Origin of the sequence: Streptomyces sp. NPDC046727, from assembly GCF_040645635.1 — a bacterium.
Lineage (GTDB): Bacteria > Actinomycetota > Actinomycetes > Streptomycetales > Streptomycetaceae > Streptomyces.
Genome location: NZ_JBEYYR010000039.1, coordinates 21,631 through 45,931, shown reverse-complemented (window position 1 = coordinate 45,931; position 24,301 = coordinate 21,631). Strand labels below are relative to the sequence as shown.

The following is a 24,301-nucleotide window of genomic DNA, read 5'->3' as shown; positions in this document are numbered from 1 at the left end:
GGCCCGGGTCCCCTCCTCCCGCGCTCGCCCGTAGCCGGCGCCGCCTGCCCGGCCGTGCCGCGAGCCGGTGTTCCTCGTACGGACATCCAGGACATCAAGGAAGGCACCGCCGTGTCCTCAGCTCCTCCCGCACACCTGCATCTCGCCGTCGCCCTGGACGGCACCGGCTGGCACCCCGCGTCCTGGCGCGAGCCGGTCGCCCGCCCCCGCGACCTGCTCACCGCCGGCTACTGGACCGACCTGATCACCGAGGCCGAGCGCGGCCTGCTCGACTTCGTGACCATCGAGGACGGCCTCGGCCCGCAGTCCTCCCGGCTCCTGGCCCCCGACGAGCGCACCGACCAGGTCCGCGGCCGGCTCGACGCGGTCCTCATCGCCTCCCGTGTCGCCCCGCTCACCCGGCACATAGGCCTGATCCCGACCGTGGTGACCACGCACACCGAGCCGTTCCACATCTCCAAGGCCATCGCCACCCTGGACTACGTCAGCTCGGGACGCGCGGGCGTGCGCGTGCGGGTCACCGCCCGCCCCGACGAGGCCGCGCACTTCGGCAGGCGCACCGTCCGCCGGATCGACTCCTTCGACGGGCCGGCCGCGCAGGAGGTGATCACCGAACTGTTCGACGAGGCCGCCGACTACGTGGAGGTGGTGCGCCGGCTCTGGGACAGCTGGGAGGACGACGCCGAGATCCGGGACGCGGCGACCGGCCGCTTCGTCGACCGGGACAAGCTGCACTACATCGACTTCGAGGGCCGCTTCTTCAGCGTCAAGGGCCCTTCCATCACCCCGCGCCCGCCGCAGGGCCAGCCGCTCGTCACCGCCCTCGCCCATCGGACCGTCCCCTACCGGCTGGTGGCCCGCCAGGCCGACATCGGCCACGTCACCCCGCACGACGCGGACCAGGCCCGCGCGATCATCGCCGAGATCCGCGCCGAGCAGGAAGCGGCGGGCCGCGCCGAGGAGACGCTGCACGTCTTCGGCGACCTCGTCGTCCTCCTCGACGACAGCCAGGCCGAGGCGGAGGCCCGCCGTGACCGCCTCGACACGCTCGCGGGCACGCCGTACGAGAGCGACGCCCGGATCTTCACCGGCACGGCCGCCCAACTGGCCGACCTGCTGGAGGAGTTGGCGGAGGCCGGCCTGACCGGATTCCGGCTGCGGCCCGCGGTCGCCGGCCACGACCTGCCCCGGATCACCCGGGACCTGGTGCCCGAGCTGCGGCGCCGCCGCCGCTTCCGGGACGCCTACGAGTCCGGCACCCTGCGCGGCCTCCTCGGCCTCACCCGCCCCGCCAACCGCTACGCAGCCGCCTGAAGGCCGGAGAGGACGACCGTACGCCATGAGCAAGCCGCTGAAGCAGATCCACCTGGCCGCCCACTTCCCCGGCGTCAACAACACCACCGTGTGGAGCGACCCGGCCGCCGGCAGCCACATCGAGTTCAGCTCCTTCGTGCACTTCGCGCGGACCGCCGAACGCGCCAAGTTCGACTTCCTGTTCCTCGCCGAGGGCCTCAGGCTGCGCGAACAGGGCGGCCAGATCTACGACCTGGACGTGGTCGGCCGCCCCGACACCTTCACCGTGCTGGCCGCGCTCGCCGCCGTCACCGAGCGGCTCGGCCTGACCGGCACCATCAACTCCACGTTCAACGAGCCGTACGAGGTGGCCCGCCAGTTCGCCAGCCTCGACCACCTCTCCGCCGGCCGCTCCGCGTGGAACGTCGTCACCTCCTGGGACGCCTTCACCGGCGAGAACTTCCGCCGCGGCGGCTTCCTGCCGCAGGAGGAGCGCTACTCCCGCGCCCAGGAGTTCCTCGCCACCGCGCACGAGCTGTTCGACTCCTGGCGCGGTGACGAGATCCTCGCCGACCAGGCCACCGGCACCTTCCTCCGGGACGCCAGGGCCGGCGCCTTCGTGCACCGGGGCAAGCACTTCGACATCCACGGCCGGTTCAACGTCCCGCGCTCCCCGCAGGGCCGCCCCGTCATCTTCCAGGCGGGCGACTCCGACGACGGCCGCGAGTTCGCCGCCTCCGGCGCGGACGCGATCTTCTCCCGCTACTCCACCCTGAAGGAGGGCCAGGCCTTCTACACGGACGTCAAGTCCCGCCTCGCCAAGTACGGCCGCCGCCCCGACCAGCTGCTCATCCTGCCCGCCGCGACCTTCGTCCTCGGCGACACCGACCAGGAGGCCGCCGAACTCGCCCGCGAGGTCCGCCGACAGCAGGTCAGCGGCGCCACCGCCATCAAGCACCTGGAGTTCGTCTGGAACCGCGACCTGTCGGCCTACGACCCGGAGGGCCCGCTGCCCGACGTCGACCCGGTGGTCGCCGAGGAGCACATCTCCCGGGGCCGCGCCCAGGTGCGGATGTACCGCGACCCGGTCGCCATCGCCCGCGAGTGGCGGCAGCTCGCCGAGGCCAACAAGTGGTCCATCCGCGACCTGGTCATCAACACCGGCAACCGGCAGTCCTTCATCGGCTCCCCGGCCACCGTCGCGCGGACCATCAACGACTTCGTCCAGGCCGACGCCTCCGACGGCTTCATCCTCGTCCCGCACATCACCCCCGGCGGGCTCGACCCGTTCGCCGACAAGGTGGTCCCGCTGCTCCAGGAGCAGGGCGTCTTCCGCACCGACTACGAGGGCACGACCCTGCGCGACCACCTCGGCCTGGCCCACCCCGACGCCGGCACCGACGCCTCGCCCGAGCGGGCCGCGTCGTGAAGTTCCTCGCCATCACGCTGATCGTGCACCGGCCGGACCCGGTCACCGGCGCGCACAAGCCGACGCACGAACGGTTCCGCGAGGTCCTGGACAACGCGGTGCTGGCGGAGGAGCTGGGCTTCGACGGCTTCGGCGTGGGGGAGCGGCACGAGCGGCCGTTCCTCTCCTCCGCGCCGACGGTGGTGCTCAGCCATGTCGCCGCGCTCACCCGCCGCATCCGGCTCTTCACCGCCGTCACCACACTGAGCCTGCTCGACCCGGTCCGGGCGTACGAGGACTACGCGACCCTGGACCACCTCTCCGACGGCCGCCTCGACCTGATCATCGGCAAGGGCAACGGCACCGCGCAGCGCGAGCTGTTCCAGGTCACCCCCGAGGACCAGTGGGACCGCAACGCGGAGAGCTACGAGGTGTTCCGGCGGATCTGGCGGCAGGACCGGGTGACCGCCGACACCCGCTTCCGGCCGCCGCTGACGGACGCCGAGGTGTGGCCGCGGCCGTACCAGCGGCCGGTCCGGGTCTGGCACGGCAGCGCCACCAGCAAGGAGTCCGTGGAGCTGGCCGCCCGCTACGGCGACCCGCTGTTCTCCGCGAACGTCACCCACCCCATGGGGCCGTACGCCGAGCTGATCCGCCACTACCGGGAACGCTGGGAGCACTACGGCCACGACCCGGCCGGCATCGCGATCGGCGCCGGCACGGCCGGTATCTGCGTGGCGCCGACCTCCCAGCAGGCGCTCGCCGCGTACCGGCCGGTCTTCGAGGCCAACCTGGCGTTCTTCAAGAAGGCAGGCCTGCCGGTCGTCTTCGAGACCCTGGAGGACTTCGCCGAGCGCAGCTCGGCCCTGATCGGCAGTCCGCAACAGGTCATCGACAAGGTGCACCGCTACCACGAACAGTTCGGGCACACGGTGGTGCACGTCCACGCGGACGCGAGCGGCCTGACCGACAGTCAGCACCGCGACTCACTGGAACTCTTCCAGTCGGCGGTGGCCCCGGTCCTGCGCAAGGACATCCCGGACCCGCCGTTCGCCTGGGAACCGGTGCTTCCGGCCCCGCCGAGCGCGAAGGAGGCAGTCCGTGTCTGACATCCCTGTCGTGTCGGTCCGTCGACACGTCTGACTTCTCCCGGCATCCCCGCCCGGACCCGGTGCGCAGACGGGAACAACGGCGTGGGCGTGGACGTCACCTCCCCCGTAGGTGACGTCCACGCCCGCTCCCCCGGTGCCGGACTGTGGCTCCGTCGTGTCCGTGTGCCGTCACCAGCACATGACCGCTGTCTCCCCCGACCCCCATGTGGAGTACAGCCGGACCCGGACGTCGTAGCGCCGGCCCTTGACGAGCCGGACCCGGACGGCGGCGTTGTCCGGCGTGCCGCCGTCGTCGTGTCCCGCGAGGAAGCGCGGTTCCCCGTCGCGCTCCTCGAAGACGACCAGCACGGTGTCGGCGTCGCCGAAGGTGCCCACGGTGTACTCGCGGGTCTCCGGCGGGTCGACGGTGAAGTCGGCCTGCTCGCCCGGCCCGAGACCGAGCGGCGCGGACCGGAACGGCACCAGCGAGGCCGGCGCTGACGGGCCGGCCGGCGGGTACCAGCGGAGCGCGAACTCCTTGTCGGCCGGGGACGGGGTGCCGGGCGGACGCAGCCCCCCGCGGTACTGCTCCGGCTCCAGCACAAGACCCGGCCCGAACGGCAACGCCATGACCGACTGCGGATCCCACACCGAGCCGCCCGCCTCGCAGGCGTCCAGCTGCCGCAGCACGTTCGTGTACGTCGTCTCCCGGTTCCAGAAGTTCGGCGGGCCCGCCAGCTCGGCGTACACCGCCTCGTCGTCCCAGTGCAGCCCGGCGAACGGGCTCTGGTGCTCGTGCACCCTGCCGAGCGCGTGCCCGATCTGGTGCAGGACCGTCCCGCGTTCCGCGGGAGCGGTCATGTCCCAGCCGAGGTTCATGGTGCGCTCGCCCCGGCCGACCCACAGCGCGTCCCGGCCGATCGCCGACCAGGACCCGGCACCGGACTGGAACCCGATCCGCAGCTCCGCCTCGTGCCGGTCGCCGACCTCGGCGAAGGTGACGCCGATGCCGAGGTCCTGCCACTCACGGAAGCACCCGCGGACCACGTCCCGCTGCTCCTCGCCGCCGGCCCACGGCACCCGGCGCAGCTCCCCGGTGCCGGGCACCGGGATGACCGAGGAGTCGGTGCGGGCGTCCAGGAAGCAGTAGTGCAGGACCGTGCCGTTGACCCACATCCGCCGCCCGGCGAGCAGCGCGCCCAGCCGCTCGGCGGTCAGCCCCGGGCCGAAGGGCGGGGCCGGCTGCCGCGGTAGCGAGCAGAGGCGTCGGGTCATGCGGCCAGCGTGCCCCCCGCCGCCGTCGGGCGCCTGAGTCGGGGGCTACTCAAGTCGCCCTGTATCAAACCTGAGTACGCGCGCTCAGGATGATGTGAGGACTTACGAACCGGACGCGAAGACACTGGAGCTGCCCTGGCCGTTCACCGGGCGGGCGGACGAACTGGAGCTGGTGCGCGGTGCGCTGACCGCGGGCCGGCCCGGCATCGTCGTGACCGGCCCGGCGGGGCACGGCAAGACCCGGCTGATCACGGAGGCGGTCCGGGGCACGGACCACGTCCGGGTGACCGGCACGCCCGAGGCCCGGAACCTGCCGCTCGCGGCGTTCGCGCACCTGCTCCCCGACACCGCCTCGCTGCACCAGGCGGTCCGGATGCTGTCCGGCGTACGGCTGCTCGTCGTGGACGACGCCCAGTGGCTGGACGAGACCTCCGCCGCCCTGGTGCACCAGCTGGCCGTGCACGGGCGCACCCGCCTGGTGGTGGCCGCCGCGGACGGCGCGACCGCGCCCGGCGCGGTGTCCCGGCTGTGGACCGGGGAGCTGCTGCCCCGGCTGGCCCTCGACCCGCTGTCCCGCGAGGACACCGCCCAGCTGCTGGCCGGCGCCGGGCTGGAACCGCTCACCGTGCGCCGCCTGCACGACGCGTGCCGGGGCGATCTGCGGCTGCTGCGCGACCTGGTGACCGCGCTCGCCGGCTCCGGGCGGCTGACCCCCGTCCCCGGCACCGGCGAGCGGGCCTGGCGCGGCCCGCTGCCCCTCACCCCGGCCGTCCGTGAACGGCTCGCCCCCGCCCTGGAGCGGCCCGGCCCCGGCGAACGCGACACCCTCGAACGCCTCGCCTTCGCCGAGCCCCTGCCGCTGCCGATCGACGACCTGGCACTGGACGTCCTCGAACGCCTGGAGGCGGACGGCCTGATCCACGTCGACGACCAGGGTGCCGTCACCCTCGCCCATCCCCTGCACGGCGCCGCGCTGCGCGCCACCACCGGCCGGCTGCGGGCCCGCCGGCTGGCCCGTCCGGCCGACGCGCACGGCCCCGCGCTCGCCGCCGAACAGCGCGCCCTGGTACGGCGGATGGAGCAGCTCGACGTACGGCCGGTGCCGACGCCGGTGGGGGAGTGGCTGGTGGCGGAGGGTGCCCCGCTCCCGGCCGGGTACGCCGAGGTCCGCGCCCGGTTCGCGCGACTGCGGGGCGAGCTGCGGGAGGCGGCGGCGTGGGCCCGGGAGGGCCTGCGGGAGACCCCGTCGGACCCCGGGTGCCGAACGGAACTGGGGCTTGCCGAGGGCACGCTGGGCGAGGCGGCCGAGCCGGACGGCGTCCACGCGCTCTACGGCGCCGTACGCCTCGGCGAGCCCGAGCGGGCGGTGGGGCGGCTGCCGGCCGGGAGTGTGTTCGCGCGGCACGCGGACGCGCTGGCCCGTGGCGACGGGGCCGCGCTGGACGGGGCCGCGGAGGACCTGGCCGAGCGGGGCTTCGTGCTGTACGCGGCGGAGGCGCACGCGCAGGCCGTGCGGGCCCACCGGGATCCGCGTGCCGCGCGGCTGTCCCGTACCCGGGCGGTCGCCCTGGCCCGCCGCTGCCAAGGCGCCCGTACGCCCGCCCTGACCGGGCTCGTCCTCGGTGAACTCACCGCCCGGCAGCGGCAGATCGTCGCGCTCGCGGCGGCCGGGCTGAGCAACAGGGAGATCGCCGAGAAGCTGACACTGTCCGTGCGGACGGTCGGCAACCACCTGTACAGCGCGTACACGCGGCTCGGCACCGGGGACCGGGGGGAGCTGCCCTGGCTGGTGGACGGGCCCGAGCGGGAGACGGCCTAGGGGGCGCCGGGCGCCTGCCTCATGCCGCTCCGAACGCCGCGAAGGCCCAGCCCGTCGCCTGGTGGAGCGCGTCGCCCGGCAGGGAGGCGCGGGCGTCGCGGAGGGCCTCGGCCAGGGAGAGGCCCGCGTCGAGGCCCTTGTGCAGGGCGAGCATCAGCGGGACCACCGCCTCGTCGTTGACCGGCGCGCTGCTCGCCACCACACCGGCCGTGCCCAGCGGCAGCAACGCGGTGACCAGACCGAGGAGTTCGTCGGCGCCGACCGAGGCGAGGCGGGCGGTGTCGCAGCTGGACAGGATGATCCGGTACGGGCTGCGGGCGAGCCGCTCGAAGTCGTGCACGATCAGCGGGCCGTCGGCCATCCGGAGCGCGGAGAACAGGGGGCTGTCGGCGCGGAACGTGCCGTGCGCCGCGAGGTGCGCGAGGCCCGCGCCGTCGAGTTCCGCCAGCACCCGCGGGACCTGGGCGTCGTCGCCCTCCAGGACCGTCGCCGTGCCGTACCGGTCCGCCAGTTCGGGCACCTCCGCGCCGCCCGTGGCCAGGCCGGGGCCGCGCACCAGCACGGGCCGGCCGTCCGGCGGCGGCGCCGTCTCCCGGGCGCGCAGCCAGCTGCCCGCCGACGGCGACACGCTGAGCACCCGCTCCCGCAGCGCGGGCAGCAGCGCCCACGGCACCCGGTGCAGCGCCCCCGGCGGCACGATCACCACCGGGCCCGAGCCGAGCCGCGCCACCGCCCCGCCCAGCAGCAGCTCCTGCAGCCGCCGGCCGGCCGCCTCCACCAGCGGCAGCCGCGCCTCGGCCCCCGGGTGCGCGAGCCGCCGCAGCCCGGCCTGCACATGCTCGGCCTCGGCCACCGCCTCCGCCAACGACCCGCCGGCGAACCGCCGTACCGTCCCCTGCCCGCACAGCAGGACGTGCACGCGGCCGTCCACCACCGCCAGCTCCACCAGCCGCGCGTCACCGAGCCGGTCCAGCAGCCGGGCCACGTCGAAGCGGTCGCCCGCGCCGGCGGCGGCCCCGCCCGTGTGCCGGGTGCGCGAGCGGATCTCCCGCTCCAGGCGCCGCTGTTCACGCTCCAGCGCCGGCACCGGGCGGCCGTCCATCCGGGCGGCCTCCGCACGGGCGGCGATCTCCCGGTAGGCGGTCAGCCCGCTCAGCAGCGCCGGATCGTCGGGCGGCCGGGTCGGCGGCGCGGACAGCATGGTCGCCCGCCACCGCTCGCTCCACACCAGCAGCCGCCGCGGGCTGCCCTGGTCCAGGCTCACCTCTTGGGCCAGCGCGGCCAGTTCGGCTCCCTGCGCGGTCGCGTGGGCACGCAGCTCCGAGGCACCCAGCGTCATCCGGTGGTCGTCCAGCACGGCCAGGCCGCGCCGGCACGCCTCCAGCACGCCCCGCCGGGAGCCGGCCGCCCGCGCCCGCAGCGCCTGCGCCGCCCAGCCGGTCATCCGGGCCGGCGGCGGCCCGCCGTGCCGGCTGCGGGCGGCCACCGCCAGATGCCGTTCCGCGTCCGCCGTCCAGCCCAGCTCCAGCGCGATCCGGCCCGCCAGCAGCGCGGCCTCCGCCGCTGCGGGCGAGCCGAAGGAGGCCAGCCGCTCGGCGACCGCCGCCGCGTCCGCGACCATCCGCCCCGACCGGCGCCCGGCCGCCACCCGCGCCTCGATGAGCACCAGCCGGGCGTGCGTCTCCCACCAGGTCCGGCGCTGCGCCGCGAACAGCCGTACGGCGACGGCGGCGCGGGCTATGGCGGTGTGCGCGTCCCCCGCCGAGCGGGCGGCCCAGGAGGCGGCGAGCAGCAGCTCGGCCTTGCGGGTGGACTGCCCGCCGATCCGGTCCAGCACCCCGATCGCCGCGTCCGCCTCGGCCAGCGCCTCCGGGGCGAGCCCCGCCGCCATCAGCACCTCGCAGCGCCGGATCGACAGGTTGTAGGTGGGAGTGCCCAGCTTGGCGTAGCGCTCCTCGGCCTCGTCCAGCAGCCTGAGCGCCGCCGGGATGTCACCGGACCGGAACGCGGCGAGACCCCGGCTCTCCACCGCGTCCGCCTTGTCGTGCTCCTGGCCCGTGGTGTCCCACAGCCGCTCCGCCGCCGTGAAGTCCGCGACGGCCCGCTCCACCGCGCCGAGCGCCAGATGCACGGTGGCCCGCAGGGTCAGCGCCCGCGCGGTCCAGATGTCGTCGGCGACCTGCCGGAGCACGGGAAGGGCCCGTCGTACGTCCTCCAGGGCCTCCCGGTGACGCCCCAGCACCCACCACACATAGGCCCGCCGGTACAGCACCCGGGCCCGGGTGTGACCGCTGCCCCGGGACACCCCGCGCTCGAACGCCGCGAGCCCCTGCCGCGTGCGCCCCGCGTGCACCAGTGCGACCCCCAGCGTCGCGAGCACATCGGCCTCCCGGTCGGCCGACTCGGCGCGCGCGGCCAGGTCGCGGGCCCGCCGCAGATGCCGGAGCGCGATCCGCAGATCGCCGAAGTCCCGCTGCCAGATGCCGAGCACCTGGTGGGCGACGCTGGCGGGCAGCGGCGCCGGACCGGTGCGCAGGAGGTGTTCCGCGCGTGCCCGGGCCTCGCCCGGGTCGGCGAACACCAAGGGCAGCAGTTCGAGAATCGACTCGCTTCCCGCCGTCACGTCTCGCATGGTAGTGGCCTGCTGTATCAGACGGCGGCCCCAGGACTCTCACTGTCGTACGCCGCCTTGAGGGGGAGAACACCACATGGCACCACAGCGATTCCACGAGCAGTTCCACCACATCCAGCGCTCCCTGCCGGACGTCCCCCTGACCATGGGGCCGGACGACTCCGCCGGGCTCCTCTACGAGAAGGGTGTCGTCCTGGTCCGGGACGGCGAGGAGGCCGGTTTCGTCGAGGACGCCGTCCGCACCCACTTCACCGCGACCGCGGGCCTCGTCCCCGACCATGTGCGCCGCGTGGGCCCGCAGGCCGGCCGTACCGGCGTCACCCGCATCCGGGTCGGGGATCCGACGGAGGGCGAGGACACCGTGCCGCACGCCCTGCGCGCCGTGCGGGAGGCCGAGGACCGACAGGGCCGCCGGCTGGCCGGCCGCAACCATGTGGTGCACATCTCGGTCAACGCCTGCCCCGGTGACGAGCCGGTGCCCGTGCCGCGCACCGAGCCCGCCAACCCCGCCGCGGCCGAGGCGAGTTACGACCCGGGCACCGCGGTCGGCGTGCTCGTGGTCGACACCGGCCTGGTGCACGACCACCGCTCCTACCCGCTGCTCGCCCACACCACGGGCGACGCCCAGCAGGCCGAGACCGACGGCGACGGCGTGCTCCGCCAGTACGTCGGGCACGGCACGTTCATCGCCGGGCTCCTCGCGGCCGTCGCGCCCAACACCGACATCACCGTCCGGGGCGCGCTGGGCGACGCCGGAGCCGTCCTGGAGTCCGAGTTCGGCGGCCTGCTCTTCGAAGCGGTCGACCGGGACGGCTGGCCGGACATCATCAGCCTCTCGGCCGGTACCCCGAGCGCGGACACCGACGGCCTGATCGGACTGGACGCGTTCATGCGGGAACTGCGCGAGCAGCGCACCCTGCTGGTGGCCGCCGCCGGCAACAACGGCAGCGACACCCCGTTCTGGCCCGCCGCCTACGCCGCGCTGCCGGAGTACGCCGACAGCGTGCTGTCGGTCGGCGCGCTCCGCTCGGACGGCGAGTCCGGTGCCTGCTTCACCAACCACGGCCCCTGGGTGCGCGTCCACGCCCCCGGCGAGCGCCTCACCAGCTCCCTCACCGGCTTCACCACCCCCGTGCCGTACGTCTACCAGCACTCCACCTACGACACCTGCCGGTTCGGTGCCGCCGACTACGCCTGCACCTGCCAGTACCCGCGCCACACCGGTGTGCTGAGCGAGGGCCGGGAGAGCACCGGCGCCAAGCCGGACCAGGTGATGTTCGACGGCCTCGCGCAGTGGAGCGGCACCTCGTTCGCCACGCCGGTGGTCGCGGCACTCGTCGCCGCCCGGATGACGCAGTACCGGGAGCGCGATCCGCGCGCGGCCGGCAAGGCGCTGCTCGCGGCCACCACGGACCGGGCCGAGGTGCGCGGGGCGCACGTCCCGGCACTCCGCCCGGCCACCTGGCGCCCTGTCCCGGCCGTGATCCCGGCGCTGCCCGCATGAGGTCCGGAACGCTCCGCTCCACGGCGTACGATGACGAGCCGTACACGAGGGGTGGAGCCGTGGACCGAACAGAGGTCGGCGCGTTGGTCCAGTCCGCCGTCGACGGGGACGCGGCGGCCTGGAAGGCGCTGGTGGAAGGGATGAGTCCGCTGGTGTGGTCGGTCGTGCGCGCACACCGGCTGTCGGACGCCGACGGACACGAGGTCTTCCAGACCGTGTGGTTCCGCTTCGCCCAGCATCTGGGCCGCATCCGGGAACCCGACAAGACGGGTGCCTGGCTCGCCAGTACGGCCCGGCACGAGTGTCTGAAGGTGCTCAGGGGCCTGGCGCGGCTGACCCTGACCGACGATCCGCGCGTGCTGGACCGGGCCAGCGCGGAGCGGACGCCGGAGGAGTCGCTGATCGATTCGGAAGAGGAGGCGGACCGGGCCGAGCGGGTCCGCCGCCTCTGGCAGGAGCTGGACGGACTGGGCGAGCGCTGCCGGCAGTTGCTGCGCGTGCTGATGGCCTCGCCGCCGCCCAGCTACGGGGAGATCTCGGCCGCGCTCGGTATCGCGGTCGGCAGCATCGGCCCGCTGCGCCAGCGCTGTCTGCGCCGGCTGCGGGCCCGGATGGACGCACGGGGTGCGATGTGAACGGCGACGACGAGAACCGGATCGGGCGGGAGGGCGGCCCGGACGAGGACGAGTTCGCGGACGCGCTGCTGGAGGAGGAGCTGCGGCAGGCCGCGGCCGTCCTGGACCCGGTGCCGGCCGAGCTGCTGCAGACGGCCCTGGACGCCTTCGCGTTGCACGACCTGGACGCCCGGCTCGCCGAGCTGACCTTCGACTCGCTCATGGACGCGCTGCCGGTGCGGGGGATCATGGATCCGCCGCGCATGCTGACGTTCCGCGCGGGTGAGGTGACCGTCGACGTGGAGGTCACCGCGGACGGGCTGATCGGGCAGGTGCTGCCGCCGCAGTCGGCACGGATCGAGGTGCTCGGCGGCCCGGGCGCCGCCCGCCCGGTCACCGCCGACACCCTCGGCCGCTTCACCAGCGACACACCCCCCACGGGCCCGTTCGCCCTGCGCCTGCGAACCGACGCGGACCTGATCGTCACCGAGTGGCTACGGGCCTGAACCGGGGCGGGGGCTACGCGGTGTCGACGAGCGCGGCCAGGGCGGTGGCGAGCCGTTCCAGGCCCGGGCCGGCGGGGCCGCCCGGTTCGGTCATGTAGGTGTCCCGCCGGATCTCCACCATCAGGGCGCGGACCCGGGCGTCCGTGCCGTAGAACTCCAGCGGCACGTACGTCCCGGCGAACGGGCTGTCCAGACCCGTCTCCCCGCACCCGGCGAACGCCTTGCGGGCGGCCTCGGTCAGCTCCGGCGGGGTGTGGAACGGGTCCGTGCCCAGGCAGACCGGCGGGCGCGGCCCGGTTCCGTGCAGCTCGTAGGGGAGCGGTGCGGTCGGGTAGGAGTGCACGTCGATGATGACCGCGCGCCCGGTCGCGGCCAGCCGCCCGGCCACCGCCTCCGTGATGGCCGCGGCGTACGGCCGGAAGTAGCGGGCGAGCAGCGGCTCCGGGTCGGTGTCCGCGGGCCGCAGCTCGCCGCGGTGCGTGGTCCGCGTGTACACGGCGCCCATGCCGACGGCCGTCATCTCCTCCCGCTCGTCCGGGAACCGCTCCGGGTCCACGACCAGCCGCGACAGCCGGTTCACGAACCGCCAGGGCCGCAGCCCCGCGAGCGCGGCGGCCCGCTCGGCGATCTCGGCGGTGTGCGCGTCCGTGATGTGGTCCAGCTCCCGCTCCAGCTCGGCGTCGTCCAGCACGATGCCGTCGCGCACGTCGTCCGGGACGGCCCGCGCCGAGTGCGGTACGTGCAGCAGCACGGGCGACTCGGCGGCGCCGGGGAGGAGTTCGAACGACGGGACGGTCCGGGTCACGGGCTGCTCCAGGGGGCGTTGTCAGTGGCACGGTGCACGATCAAGGTGTCACATCGACGGCCGGGCCATCCTGCGCGGCCTGTGCGAGCGCACCAAGGCGCGGCGGCCCGCCGGCCGACGACTCCGCCCCGGCCGGGCAGTGCCGACCGGGGCGGAGACTTCAGGGGCCGTCAGGCCAGCGGCGTCAGCTGAGGGACGCCAGGGCCTCGTTCCAGGTGGCCGACGGGCGCATGACGGCGTCCGCCTTGGCCTTGTCGACCTGGTAGTAGCCGCCGATGTCGGCCGGCTTGCCCTGGACGGCGATCAGCTCGTCCACGATCGTCTGCTCGTTCGCGGCGAGCGTCTCGGCGAGCGGCGCGAACGCCTTCGCCAGGTCGGCGTCGTCGGTCTGCTGGGCCAGCTCCTGCGCCCAGTACAGGGACAGGTAGAAGTGGCTGCCGCGGTTGTCGATGCCGCCGACGCGACGGGTCGGGGACTTGTCCTCGTTGAGGAAGGTCGCCGTGGCGCGGTCCAGGGTGTCGGCGAGGACCTTGGCGCGGGTGTTGCCGGTGGTCTGCGCGTACTGCTCGAAGGACGGCACCAGGGCGAAGAACTCACCGAGGGAGTCCCAGCGCAGGTAGTTCTCCTTGACCAGCTGCTGGACGTGCTTCGGCGCGGAGCCGCCGGCGCCCGTCTCGAACAGGCCGCCGCCCGCCATCAGCGGGACGACCGACAGCATCTTGGCGCTGGTGCCCAGCTCCAGGATGGGGAAGAGGTCGGTCAGGTAGTCACGCAGCACGTTGCCGGTCACCGAGATGGTGTTCTCGCCGCGGCGGATGCGCTCCACCGACAGCTTGGTGGCCTCGACCGGGGACAGGACGCGGATGTCCAGGCCTTCGGTGTCGTGCTCCGGCAGGTACTGCTCGACCTTGGCGATCAGCTGCGCGTCGTGGGCGCGGTTCTCGTCCAGCCAGAACACCGCCGGGTCGCCGGTGGCGCGGGCGCGGGTGACGGCCAGCTTGACCCAGTCGCGGATCGGGGCGTCCTTGGTCTGGCAGGCGCGGAAGATGTCGCCGGCGGAGACCGCCTGCTCCAGGACGACGTCGCCGGCCTGGTCGACCAGGCGGACGGTGCCCGTGGTGGGGATCTCGAAGGTCTTGTCGTGGCTGCCGTATTCCTCGGCCTTCTGCGCCATGAGGCCGACGTTCGGGACGGAGCCCATGGTCGACGGGTCGTAGGCGCCGTTCGCGCGGCAGTCCTCGATCACGGCCTGGTAGACGCCGGCGTAGGAGGAGTCCGGCAGGACCGCGAGGGTGTCGGCCTCCTGGCCGTCCGGGCCCCACATGTGGCCCGAGGTGCGGATCATGGCCGGCATCGAGGCGTCCACGATCACGTCGGAGGGGACGTGCAGGTTGGTGATGCCCTTGTCGGAGTCGACCATGGCGAGGGCCGGGCCCTCGGTCAGCTCGGCGTCGAAGGAAGCCTTGATCTCGGCGCCCTCGGGCAGGGACTCGATGCCCTTGAGGATGCCGCCCAGACCGTCGTTCGGGGTCAGACCGGCCGCGGCGAACGTCTCGCCGTACTTCGCGAAGGTCTTCGGGAAGAAGACGCGCACCACGTGACCGAAGATGATCGGGTCGGAGACCTTCATCATCGTGGCCTTCAGGTGCACGGAGAACAGGACACCCTCTTCCTTGGCGCGGGCGACCTGAGCGGTCAGGAACTCGCGCAGCGCGGCGACGCGCATCACGGAGGCGTCGACGACCTCGCCCTCCAGGACCGGTACGGCCTCGCGCAGGACGGTGGTCGAGCCGTCGTCGCCCTTCAGCTCGATGCGCAGCGAACCGGCCTCGGAGATCACCACGGACTTCTCGGTGGAGCGGAAGTCGTCCACGCCCATGGTCGCCACGTTGGTCTTGGACTCGGAGGTCCAGGCGCCCATGCGGTGCGGGTGGGTCTTGGCGTAGTTCTTCACCGAGGCCGGGGCACGGCGGTCGGAGTTGCCCTCGCGCAGCACCGGGTTGACGGCGGAGCCCTTGACCTTGTCGTAACGGGCGCGGATCTCCCGCTCCTCGTCGGTCTTCGGGTCGTCCGGGTAGTCCGGCAGCGCGTAGCCCTTGCCCTGCAGCTCGGCGACGGCGGCCTTCAGCTGCGGGATGGACGCCGAGATGTTCGGCAGCTTGATGATGTTGGCCGCGGGGGTCTTGGCCAGCTCGCCCAGCTCGGTCAGCGCGTCGGGGATGCGCTGGTCCTCGTTCAGGTACTCCGGGAAGACGGCGATGATGCGCCCGGCCAGCGAGATGTCCCGGGTCGTCACGGGCACACCGGCCTGCGAGGCGTATGCCTGGATCACCGGCAGGAACGAATGCGTCGCCAGGGCCGGGGCCTCGTCTGTGTAGGTGTAGATGATGGTCGAGTCAGTCACCGGGTGCTCCGCTCCACGTCTGCAACATTGCTCGACATCAAGATATCTCGTGATCGGGGTCGGCTCGACAGGGGTCCTGGCCGGAAAATGTGCCGTCCGCCATCTCGCGCGCGATCCAGCGGCAGATCACATCCACCACGTACACGTGTTCGACACGGGTCAGCTCCCGCCCCTTGGGGATACCGTGCCAGCGCTCCAGGCAGCCCCGGCAGCAGGTGGCGGTCGCGTGCTGGGCGACGAACACCGGGTGACCGCGGTACGGCGTCTGCTTGCCGTCCTTGTACGGCTCGGCCGGTGCCAGCCGCTTCGCGATCAGGTCGTAGGCGTGCCACCGGAGGGTCGCCGGCCCCTTCAGCTCGGCGGTGGCCCGGTCCCGCCCGCGCAGACGGAACTTCGCCCGGAACGGCTGACGCGCGAGCGCGTCGAGCCGCCGGTCGAGTGAACGGGGGTCGCGGGCCGGGGTCGTCATGCTGATTCGAGCATACGAGCCACCCGGTGCCCGCCGGGTCAGTCGGCGGCCTGCGACCCGGAGACGGCGTCCTCCCCGCTGCGCTGCTGCGGGATCAGCGCCGAGCCCTGCTGGAGGGCGACGGTACGGGTGGGGGACGGGATGCGGATGCCCTCCGCGCGGTAGCGGCGGTGCAGGCGCTTGATGAACTCGTGCTTGATCCGGTACTGGTCGCTGAACTCGCCCACGCCGAGGATCACCGTGAAGCCGATCCGGGAGTCGCCGAAGGTGTGGAAGCGGATGGCGGGCTCGTGGTCCGGTACGGCGCCCGTGACGTCCGTCATGACCTCCGTGACCACCTCCGCGGTCACCCGCTCGACGTGCTCCAGGTCGGAGTCGTAGCTCACGCCCACCTGCACCAGCACGGTCAGCTCCTGCTCGGGGCGCGTGTAGTTGGTCATGTTGGCCTTGGCGAGCTGGCCGTTGGGGATGACCACCAGGTTGTTGGAGAGCTGGCGCACGGTCGTCTGGCGCCAGTTGATGTCCACGACATAGCCCTCCTCGCCGCTGCTCAGCCGGATGTAGTCGCCCGGCTGGACGGTCTTGGAGGCGAGGATGTGGACGCCCGCGAAGAGGTTGGCGAGCGTGTCCTGAAGGGCCAGGGCGACGGCCAGACCGCCCACGCCCAGGGCGGTGAGCAGGGGCGCTATCGAGATGCCGAGCGTCTGCAGGACGACCAGGAAGCCGATCGCCAGGACCAGGACGCGGGTGATGTTGACGAAGATGGTCGCCGAGCCCGCCACCCCCGAGCGGGACTGGGTGACCGTACGGACCAGACCGGCGATCACCCGCGCCGCGGAGAACGTCACCACGACGATCAGCCAGACCTGGAGCACCTGGTTGACATGGTGCTGGACGGTTCTGGTGAGCGGCAGCACGGCCGCTGCCGCCGCCGCGCCGCCCGCGATCGCCGCCCAGGGGACGACCGAGCGCAGCGCGTCCACGATGACGTCGTCGCCGCTCCAGCGGGTCCGCTTGGCGTGCTTGGCGAGCCAGCGCAGCAGCGTGCGCGACATGAAGGCGAGCACCAGGCCCGCCGCCAGGGCGATACCGGCGAGGACGAGGTCGTCCAGGGTCAGCGTGCGGTTCACCGGTCACCTCCGGGGCGCGCGACCACTGCGGAGGACGGGTTGTGAAGTCTCGTCACGTTGTCACCTGCTCGATGTCCGGGATGTGCGACCGCGCCGGCCCCGGAACTCCGGTGACCGGCGCGCTCGTTCATCCTGCCGTATCCGGTGCACCAGTTCGTACCGGGAGCGGCGCTCTTCGGGCAGTCGGCTCAGATGATGCCCTCCGCGAGTTCGGCCTGGTCACGGTCGTTGCCGTACGCGGCGGTGGTGGGCGTGCCGTACGACCGGCGGGCGACGTACCACCAGACGCTGGCGAGGACGAGGACCACGGCGAGGGCGACGGAGGCGTAGTTCATCGTGTCGACCGTGACCGGCGACGCCTGCGGCAGACAGAACAGGACGGTCACGCACGCCACCCACACGACCGCGATCCAGCCGATCGGCTTGCTCCAGCGGCCCAGCTGCCACGGCCCCGGCCGGAACCGGTCGCCCGCGCGCAGCCGCAGGAACACCGGGATGGCGTAGGCCGGGGTGATGCCGATGACGTTGATGGCGGTCACCGCGTTGTACGCGGTCGCCGAGTACAGCGACGGCAGGGCGAGGACGCACGCCACGACGACGGACAGCCAGACGGCGGCGACCGGGGTCTGGGTGCGGCTGCTCACCTTGCGCCACAGGTGCGAGCCGGGCAGCGCCCCGTCCCGGCTGAACGCGAACACCATCCGGCTGGCCGCCGCCACCTCGGCGTTCCCGCAGAACAGCTGGGCGATGATGACGACGAGGAGCAGCGCGCTGGCGCCGTCGGTGCCGAGGCCGTCGAGCAGGATCTGGGCGGGCGGGACGTTGGTGCCGGTGGTGCGCGTCGCGTCGTAGTCCTGGATGGCGAAGGTGAGTCCGGCCAGCAGCACGAAGCCGGCGAGCCAGGACACCCAGATGGCGCGGACGATGCCGCGGGAGGCGGCCACCGAGGCGTGCGAGGTCTCCTCGGACAGATGGGCGGAGGCGTCGTAGCCGGAGAAGGTGTACTGCGCGAGCAGCAGGCCGATCGCCGCCACGTACAGCGGGTTGTCCCAGCCGGTCTCGTTGACGAACTTCGTGAACACGAAGGACGGCGACTGGTGGTGGTCGGGGAAGATCGCCAGCGCGCCGACGATCAGCGCGACGCCCGCCAGGTGCCACCAGACGCTGATCGAGTTGAGCACGCTGACCAGGCGCACGCCGAACAGGTTCAGCACCGCGTGCAGCAGCAGGATGACGCAGAAGATCAGCATGGTCTTGCCGGGCGTGGGCTCGAAGCCCCACTGGATGTTGGCGAACGCGCCCGCGAACAGGGCGGCGCCGTAGTCGATGCCGGCGATCGCGCCGAGCAGACCGAGCAGGTTCAGCCAGCCGGTGTACCAGCCCCAGCGCCGGCCGCCGAGCCGGTCGGCCATGTAGTACAGGGCGCCGGAGGTCGGATACGCGCTGGTGACCTCGGCGAGCGCGAGACCGACGCACAGCACGAACAGGCCGACGCCGGCCCAGCCCCACAGCATCACGGCGGGGCCGCCGGTGCCCAGACCGAAGCCGTACAGGGTCATGCAGCCGGACAGGATCGAGATCACCGAGAAGCTGATCGCGAAGTTGCCGAAGCCGCCCATGCGGCGGGCCAGCACCGGCCGGTAGCCGAGTTCACGCAGACGCTGCTCCTCGTCCTGCTGCGGCAGCCCGGGGGAGGGGGCGGGCGAGGGATCGGGGGTGGGGGACACGCGGAGACCTCCGGAGATCAACAGATGCGAACGGGCACGTTCAGGGGTGGTGCGGAGGAGTGTTCAGGGTGGTGCTGAGGAGCGTTCGACGGTTTCCCGGTGCGGTGCGTCCGGGACGTCAGGGGCGGCGACCGTCCGCCGCGGCCCGACAGCGGTCCCGGGCCTGGACGAAGACCTCCACGGCGCGGTCCCGGTCCGGGGTGCGGTACATCCAGGGCGGGGGCGTGAAGTAGGGGCCGATCGCCTCGAACACCCGGGCCGCGTCCGGGAACTGGAGGGAGCCCCACAGGGCGTGGGCCAGGTGGTTGAGGTCCGGCAGCGAGCGCTCGGCGGGCCGTGTCAGCTCGAACCAGGAGTGCAGTGCGCGCCGCGCCTCGCGGGCCGCCTCCTCCACCACCCAGTGCAGGTCGAGTGCCGCGTCGTGCCCGCTGTCCCGGCGGTAGCGCTCGACCCGGACGTACAGCGGCAGCAGATGCAGCGCGGAGCCGGGCGGGGCCTGGCCCGCGGCCCACTGCGCATACCCGGAGGCCTCCGCGAGCCGGCCCGAACCCCCGCGCGCGTACAGGAACTGCAGCATCCGGTGGTGGGCCTCGCGGTTGAACGGGTCGCGCCTGCCGGCCTCGGCCAGCAGCCCCCAGGGGCCCGGCGGCAGCATCGGCTCCGGCGCGGGAGCGCGGTGCTCCTCCCAGCGCTGCTCCGGATCGAGCTGGGCCAGCGCCAGCAGACACACCCAGGGCACCGGGTCCCGCGGCGCGGCCGCGGTGGCCGACTGGGCGGCGTCCCACGCCTCGATCCACAACTCATGCGTACGTCGATGCTGTTCCCGCCGGGCCCGCAGCGCCCGCTCCACGCCGACCCGGGCGTGCATCACCGTCGCGTGGACGCTGTCCGGCTCCTCGGTGAGCCAGGCGCGCACCACGTCGGTGCCGGCCGCGGCCGCCGCCAGGACCTGGGTGCGCTGGGTCCACTGCCACCCCTGCGCGGTCTCCGCGAGCAGGGTGCGCATGGCCATCCAGCGGCCGGTGCGCAGGTCCTGGAGCGCGGCGCGCAGCGCGTGGTCGGGGCCGGCGGGGTCGTAGGAGGGGCGGGCTCCGTCTCTGGCCATCAGCCGCCTGCCCCCGGCCACTGGCGCACGGGCGTGGTGGCGGGGTGACGTAGCAACAGCCCTCCCCTGGGCGGTGATGGTGATGTCTCGTGTGGTCGGCGGTCACTATAGAGGCGTGAGTTGCGCCGTACCATTGTTGCCAAGTCAACTACTACCTAAGGCCAGTTGGCCGAGCGCCGGAAGACCTTGACTCCGGACCCCGCGCGGCGGCAGGCTGGCGCGGTGATCTTCAGGGCCGGAGCGGTGACCTTCTGGGTCGGAGCGGAGGGCGCACGATGACGGGGCCGGTGCTCGCCGTCGACCAGGGCACGTCCGGCACCAAGGCGCTCGTCGTCTGCCCGGAACGCGGCGTCCTCGGCGCCGGATTCGCCGAGGTGCGCCCCCGTCACCTGCCCGGCGGCCTGGTCGAGGTGGACCCGGCGCAGCTGTACGACTCGGTGGTCGACGCCGGCCGGCAGGCGCTCGCCGAGGCCGGCGAGGACGTCGTCGCGCTCGGCCTCGCCAACCAGGGCGAGACCGTCCTCGCCTGGGACCCGGCCACCGGCCGCCCGCTCACCGACGCCCTGGTGTGGCAGGACCGCCGGGCCGAGACCGTCTGCGCCGAACTCGCCGACCACGCCGAGGAGCTGCGGCAGCTCACCGGACTGCCCCTCGATCCCTACTTCGCCGCGCCCAAGATGGCCTGGATCCGCCGCCACCTCACCCGCGAGGGCGTCGTCACCACCTCCGACGCCTGGCTGGTCCACCGCCTCACCGGCGCCTACGCCACCGACGCCGCCACCGCCGGCCGCACCCAGCTCCTCGACCTGGACCGCGCCGAGTGGTCCCCGCGCGCCCTGGACCTCTACGGCCTGTCCGGCGAGCGCCTGCCCGAGGTCACCGACGCGGCCGGGCCGGTGGGCACGACCACGGTGTTCGGCCCCGAGATCCCGCTCACCGGACTGAGCGTCGACCAGCAGGCCGCCCTGCTCGCCCAGCGTGTCACCGGGCCCGGCGCCGCCAAGTGCACCTACGGCACCGGCGCGTTCCTGCTCGCGCACACCGGCGACCGCCCCCGGCGCGGCGACTCCGGTCTGGTCAGCTGTGTCGCCTGGCGGCTGGCCGGACACACCAGCTACTGCCTGGACGGCCAGGTCTACACGGCCGCCTCCGCCGTCCGCTGGCTCACCGGCCTCGGCGTCATCTCCTCCGCCGCCGACCTCGACCCGGTCGGCGGCACCGTCCCCGACAGCGGCGGTGTCACCTTCGTCCCGGCCCTCGCCGGACTCGCCGCCCCCTGGTGGCGCGGCGACCTGCGCGGCTCCCTCACCGGACTCGGCCTGGACACCACCGCCGGTCATCTGGTGCGCGCCCTGTGCGAGGGCATCGCCGCCCAGGTCGCCGAACTCGCCGAGGCCGCCGCCACCGACCTGGGCGCACCCCTGCACACGCTCCGCGTCGACGGCGGCCTCACCCGCTCCGCACTCCTCATGCAGACGCAGGCCGACCTGCTGCAGCGCCCCGTCGAAGTGTCCGCGCTGCCCGACGCCACCGCGCTCGGCGCCGCCGCCCTCGCCCGCCTCGGCGCCGACCCCGCGCTCGATGTCGCGGGCGCCCTGCCCGACTGGAAACCCGCCGCCGTGTACGAGCCCCGTATCCCGGCCGACCGGGCCGCCGAACGCCGCGCCGGGTTCCGTACCGCCGTCGCCGCCCTCCTCGGCTCGTGACCGTCACCGCGGACGGTCCGCTGCCGTCGGCGCCGTACGACGTGGCGATCGTCGGCGCCGGCGTGGTCGGCTGCGCCATCGCCCGCGCACTCGCCCGCCACCCCCGGCTGCGGATCGCCCTGGTGGAGGCCCAGGACGACGTCGGCCAGGGCACCTCCAAGGCCAACACCGCGATCCTGCACACCGGTTTCGACGCCACCCCCGGCACCCTGGAGGCCCGGCTGGTCCGCGAGGGGTACCAGCGGCTCGGCGCCTACGCCGCCGAGACCGGCATCCCCGTCGAACGGATCGGCGCCCTGCTGGTCGCCTGGGACGAGGAGCAGCTCGCCGCCCTGCCCCGGCTGGCCGAGAAGGCCGAACGCAACGCCTGCCACGACACCGCCCTGCTGAACCCCGACGAGCTGTACGCCCGCGAGCCGCACCTCGGCCCCGGCGCGCTCGGCGCCCTGCACGTCCCCGGCGAGAGCATCATCTGCCCCTGGACGACGACCCTGGCGTACGCCACCCAGGCCGTCCGCGCCGGAACCGACCTGCACCTGAACACCGCCGTGCGGGACGTGACCCGGGCGGCGGACGGACACCGGCTGACCACCACCCGGGGCACCCTGCACGCCCGCCACCTGGTCAACGCGGCCGGACTGCACGCCGACACCCTGGACCGCGCCCTCGGCCACGAGGACTTCACCGTCACCCCGCGCCGCGGCCAGCTCCTGGTCTACGACAAGCTCGCCCGCCCCCTCGTCCGGCACATCCTGCTGCCCGTGCCGACCGCCCTCGGCAAGGGCGTCCTGGTCGCCCCCACCGTCCACGGCAACGTCCTGCTCGGCCCCACCGCCGAGGACCTGCACGACAAGCGGGCCACCGGATCCACCGCCGAGGGGCAGGCCGCGCTGCGCGACAAGGGCCGGCGCATCCTGCCCGCCCTGCTCGACGAGGAGGTCACCGCCGTCTACGCCGGGCTGCGCGCGGCCACCGGGCACGAGGACTACCGCATCACCGCGCATCCCGAGCAGGCGTACGTCACCGTCGGCGGCATCCGCTCCACCGGCCTGACCGCCTCCCTGGCCATCGCCGCTCATGTCACCGGCCTGCTGGCCGACGCCGGACTCGACCTGGGGCCGGCATCGGAACCGGAGCCGGTGACCATGCCCCACCTCGGCGAGGCCTTCCCGCGCCCCTGCCAGCGGGCCGATCTCATCGCCGCCGACCCCGAGTACGGCACCCTCGTCTGCCACTGCGAGCGCGTCTCCCGCGGGGAGATCCGCGACGCCCTCGCCAGTACCGTCCCGCCCCGCAGCCTGGAGGGCCTGCGCCGCCGTACCCGCGCCCGGGCCGGCCGCTGCCAGGGCTTCTACTGCGGCGCCGCGGTACGGGAGCTGTTCGAGCGGGGGGCGAGGCCATGACGAACCCGCGTCACGTGGACGTCCTCGTCGTCGGCGCCGGTCCCGCCGGACTCGCCGCCGCCGCGCGGCTGGCCGCCGCCGGTGCCGGGCGCGTGGAGGTGCTGGAGCGGGAGACACAGCCCGGCGGCGTGCCCCGGCACTGCGCGCACGGCGGCTTCGGCACCTGGACGCACCCGCTCACCGGCCCCGGCTACGCCCGCCTCCTCACCGAGGCCGCCGAGCGGGCCGGTGCCACCCTCCGGACCGGGGTGACCGCGCTGGACTGGGCGTCGGCGGGACCCGTGCTCACCGCGGTCGGCCCCGGCGGGCCGGAGACGATCGCGGCGCGGGCGGTCGTCCTCGCCACCGGCGCCCGGGAACGCCCGCGCGCCGCGCGGCTGGTGCCGGGCACCCGCCCCGCCGGCGTCTACACCACCGGCGAACTCCAGCAGGCGGTCCACCTGTTCGGACAGCACATCGGCAGCCGCGCGGTCGTGGCCGGCGCGCTGGACGTCTCCTACGCGGCGGCCGACACCCTGCGCGCGGCCGGCGCCCAGGTCGTCGCCCAGGTCACGGAACACCCGCGCGCCCAGACCGGCCGCGCCCGCGCCCAGGCGGCCCGCCTGCGCGACCGCGTCCCGCTGCTCACCGACACCACCGTCACCGAGCTCCTCGGCCACGGGCGGCTGTCCGGTGTCCGCGTCCGCCACCGGGACGGCCGTACGGCCGTACTGCCCTGCGACACCGTCGTGTTCACCGGCGACTTCGTCCCCGACCACGAACTGGCCCGGCGCGGCGGCCTCACCCTGGACCCCGGCACCCGCGGACCCGCCGTCGGCGGCGCCGGGCACACCTCGCGCCCCGGAGTCTTCGCCGCCGGCAACCTCCTGCACGCCGTGGAGCCCGCCGGCACCGTGGCCCGCGAGGGAGCCCGGACGGCCGGCGCGGTCCTGGACTTCCTGGCGGGCACGCCCTGGCCGGACGCGGGGGTGCCGGTCGCCGTGGCGGCACCGCTGCGCTGGATCGCCCCGAACCGTGTCGTCCCGGCGTTCCCGCCCGTCCGCTGCTTCCTGCGCACCGGCACCCCGCTGCCCCGCCCCGTCCTGTACGTCCGCCAGGACGGCCGCCTCCTGCACCGCGAACGGCTGGGCCCGGGCACCGCCCTGCCGGACCGCACCCTCACCCTCCGGGCCCACTGGCACGACCGCGTCGACCCCGGCGGCGGGGAGGTACGGGTCAGCACCGAGTGAGCGGACCGTGCCCGCGCCGGGCCGCCGGGCGGGGAGGGGCAGGGTGCGGCGGCTCGGGGCCGACCGTGAGGGCGCCGCGCGGCCAGGGGCCGTGGGCGCGGTGCGGCCTCGCCCCGGCGTCGCGCCGCCGCGCAGGGGGCGGCTGGACCGAGCGGTGAACGAGCTGCGCGGTCTGCCCCGG

18 protein-coding genes are annotated in these 24,301 nt (G+C 74.2%); 10 read left to right on the top strand and 8 right to left on the bottom strand.

What is annotated here, in order from left to right:
* Positions 1-111 precede the first annotated feature (111 nt).
* Genes ABZ937_RS34765 through ABZ937_RS34755 form a run of 3 tightly spaced genes read left to right on the top strand, consistent with a single transcriptional unit; the run spans position 112 to position 3,810 of the window.
* Positions 112-1,314 carry an LLM class flavin-dependent oxidoreductase gene (locus ABZ937_RS34765; protein WP_361697855.1) on the top strand — a complete coding sequence of 401 codons (1,203 nt, stop codon included), beginning with the start codon at positions 112-114 and terminating at the stop codon, positions 1,312-1,314.
* 25 nt (positions 1,315-1,339) lie between these two features.
* Positions 1,340-2,722 carry an NtaA/DmoA family FMN-dependent monooxygenase gene (locus ABZ937_RS34760; protein ID WP_361697853.1) on the top strand — a complete coding sequence of 461 codons (1,383 nt, stop codon included), beginning with the start codon at positions 1,340-1,342 and terminating at the stop codon, positions 2,720-2,722.
* A complete protein-coding gene (locus ABZ937_RS34755) occupies positions 2,719-3,810 on the top strand; it encodes an LLM class flavin-dependent oxidoreductase (RefSeq protein WP_361697851.1) in 1,092 nt (363 codons plus the stop codon). The genes ABZ937_RS34760 and ABZ937_RS34755 overlap by 4 nt, the downstream gene beginning before the upstream one ends.
* Positions 3,811-3,981: 171 nt before the next feature.
* Here the strand turns inward: ABZ937_RS34755 and ABZ937_RS34750 are convergent, their stop codons facing one another.
* Complete coding sequence (locus ABZ937_RS34750) at positions 3,982-5,067, bottom strand: M12 family metallopeptidase (RefSeq protein WP_361697849.1); 1,086 nt, start codon at positions 5,065-5,067, stop codon at positions 3,982-3,984.
* A gap of 94 nt (positions 5,068-5,161) precedes the next feature.
* On the opposite strand from ABZ937_RS34750, the gene ABZ937_RS34745 reads away from it, so the two are divergent.
* Positions 5,162-6,886 carry a LuxR C-terminal-related transcriptional regulator gene (locus ABZ937_RS34745; RefSeq protein WP_361697847.1) on the top strand — a complete coding sequence of 575 codons (1,725 nt, stop codon included), beginning with the start codon at positions 5,162-5,164 and terminating at the stop codon, positions 6,884-6,886.
* A gap of 19 nt (positions 6,887-6,905) precedes the next feature.
* On the opposite strand, the gene ABZ937_RS34740 is transcribed toward ABZ937_RS34745, so the two are convergent.
* Positions 6,906-9,518 (bottom strand): CHAT domain-containing tetratricopeptide repeat protein, encoded by a 2,613-nt coding sequence (locus ABZ937_RS34740; protein ID WP_361697846.1) that lies wholly within the window; start codon positions 9,516-9,518, stop codon positions 6,906-6,908.
* 76 nt (positions 9,519-9,594) lie between these two features.
* Here ABZ937_RS34740 and ABZ937_RS34735 point away from each other — a divergent pair, with 76 nt between their 5' ends.
* Genes ABZ937_RS34735 through ABZ937_RS34725 form a run of 3 tightly spaced genes read left to right on the top strand, consistent with a single transcriptional unit; the run spans position 9,595 to position 12,142 of the window.
* Complete coding sequence (locus ABZ937_RS34735; protein ID WP_361697844.1) at positions 9,595-11,022, top strand: S8/S53 family peptidase; 1,428 nt, start codon at positions 9,595-9,597, stop codon at positions 11,020-11,022.
* Positions 11,019-11,657 (top strand): sigma-70 family RNA polymerase sigma factor, encoded by a 639-nt coding sequence (locus tag ABZ937_RS34730; RefSeq protein WP_361697842.1) that lies wholly within the window; start codon positions 11,019-11,021, stop codon positions 11,655-11,657. The genes ABZ937_RS34735 and ABZ937_RS34730 overlap by 4 nt, the downstream gene beginning before the upstream one ends.
* Before the next feature lie 20 nt (positions 11,658-11,677).
* The gene (locus ABZ937_RS34725; protein ID WP_361697955.1) at positions 11,678-12,142 is read left to right on the top strand and encodes a hypothetical protein; all 465 of its coding nucleotides are present in this window, start codon (positions 11,678-11,680) and stop codon (positions 12,140-12,142) included.
* 13 nt (positions 12,143-12,155) lie between these two features.
* On the opposite strand, the gene ABZ937_RS34720 is transcribed toward ABZ937_RS34725, so the two are convergent.
* From ABZ937_RS34720 to ABZ937_RS34695, 6 genes are all read right to left on the bottom strand, one after another.
* Positions 12,156-12,947, bottom strand: coding sequence for an N-formylglutamate amidohydrolase (locus tag ABZ937_RS34720; RefSeq protein ID WP_361697840.1), 792 nt, complete (start codon positions 12,945-12,947; stop codon positions 12,156-12,158).
* Between the two features lie 184 nt (positions 12,948-13,131).
* The gene (locus ABZ937_RS34715) at positions 13,132-15,351 is read right to left on the bottom strand and encodes an NADP-dependent isocitrate dehydrogenase (protein WP_361697838.1); all 2,220 of its coding nucleotides are present in this window, start codon (positions 15,349-15,351) and stop codon (positions 13,132-13,134) included.
* Between the two features lie 37 nt (positions 15,352-15,388).
* On the bottom strand, positions 15,389-15,820 hold the full coding sequence (locus ABZ937_RS34710) for a DUF4186 domain-containing protein (RefSeq protein WP_361697836.1): 432 nt from the start codon (positions 15,818-15,820) through the stop codon (positions 15,389-15,391).
* Positions 15,821-15,858: 38 nt separating this feature from the next.
* Positions 15,859-16,950 carry a mechanosensitive ion channel family protein gene (locus ABZ937_RS34705; protein ID WP_361697834.1) on the bottom strand — a complete coding sequence of 364 codons (1,092 nt, stop codon included), beginning with the start codon at positions 16,948-16,950 and terminating at the stop codon, positions 15,859-15,861.
* Between the two features lie 188 nt (positions 16,951-17,138).
* Positions 17,139-18,677 (bottom strand): amino acid permease, encoded by a 1,539-nt coding sequence (locus ABZ937_RS34700; RefSeq protein ID WP_361697832.1) that lies wholly within the window; start codon positions 18,675-18,677, stop codon positions 17,139-17,141.
* Positions 18,678-18,795: 118 nt separating this feature from the next.
* A complete protein-coding gene (locus ABZ937_RS34695; RefSeq protein WP_361697830.1) occupies positions 18,796-19,782 on the bottom strand; it encodes a hypothetical protein in 987 nt (328 codons plus the stop codon).
* 275 nt (positions 19,783-20,057) lie between these two features.
* Between ABZ937_RS34695 and ABZ937_RS34690 the strand changes: the two genes are divergently transcribed.
* Genes ABZ937_RS34690 through ABZ937_RS34680 form a run of 3 tightly spaced genes read left to right on the top strand, consistent with a single transcriptional unit; the run spans position 20,058 to position 24,120 of the window.
* Positions 20,058-21,488: an FGGY family carbohydrate kinase gene (locus ABZ937_RS34690; RefSeq protein WP_361697828.1), complete on the top strand. Its 1,431-nt coding sequence runs from the start codon at positions 20,058-20,060 to the stop codon at positions 21,486-21,488.
* A complete protein-coding gene (locus ABZ937_RS34685; protein WP_361697826.1) occupies positions 21,485-22,891 on the top strand; it encodes an FAD-dependent oxidoreductase in 1,407 nt (468 codons plus the stop codon). The genes ABZ937_RS34690 and ABZ937_RS34685 overlap by 4 nt, the downstream gene beginning before the upstream one ends.
* Positions 22,888-24,120, top strand: a complete 1,233-nt coding sequence (locus ABZ937_RS34680) for an FAD-dependent oxidoreductase (RefSeq protein ID WP_361697824.1) — start codon at positions 22,888-22,890, stop codon at positions 24,118-24,120. The genes ABZ937_RS34685 and ABZ937_RS34680 overlap by 4 nt, the downstream gene beginning before the upstream one ends.
* Positions 24,121-24,301 lie beyond the last annotated feature (181 nt).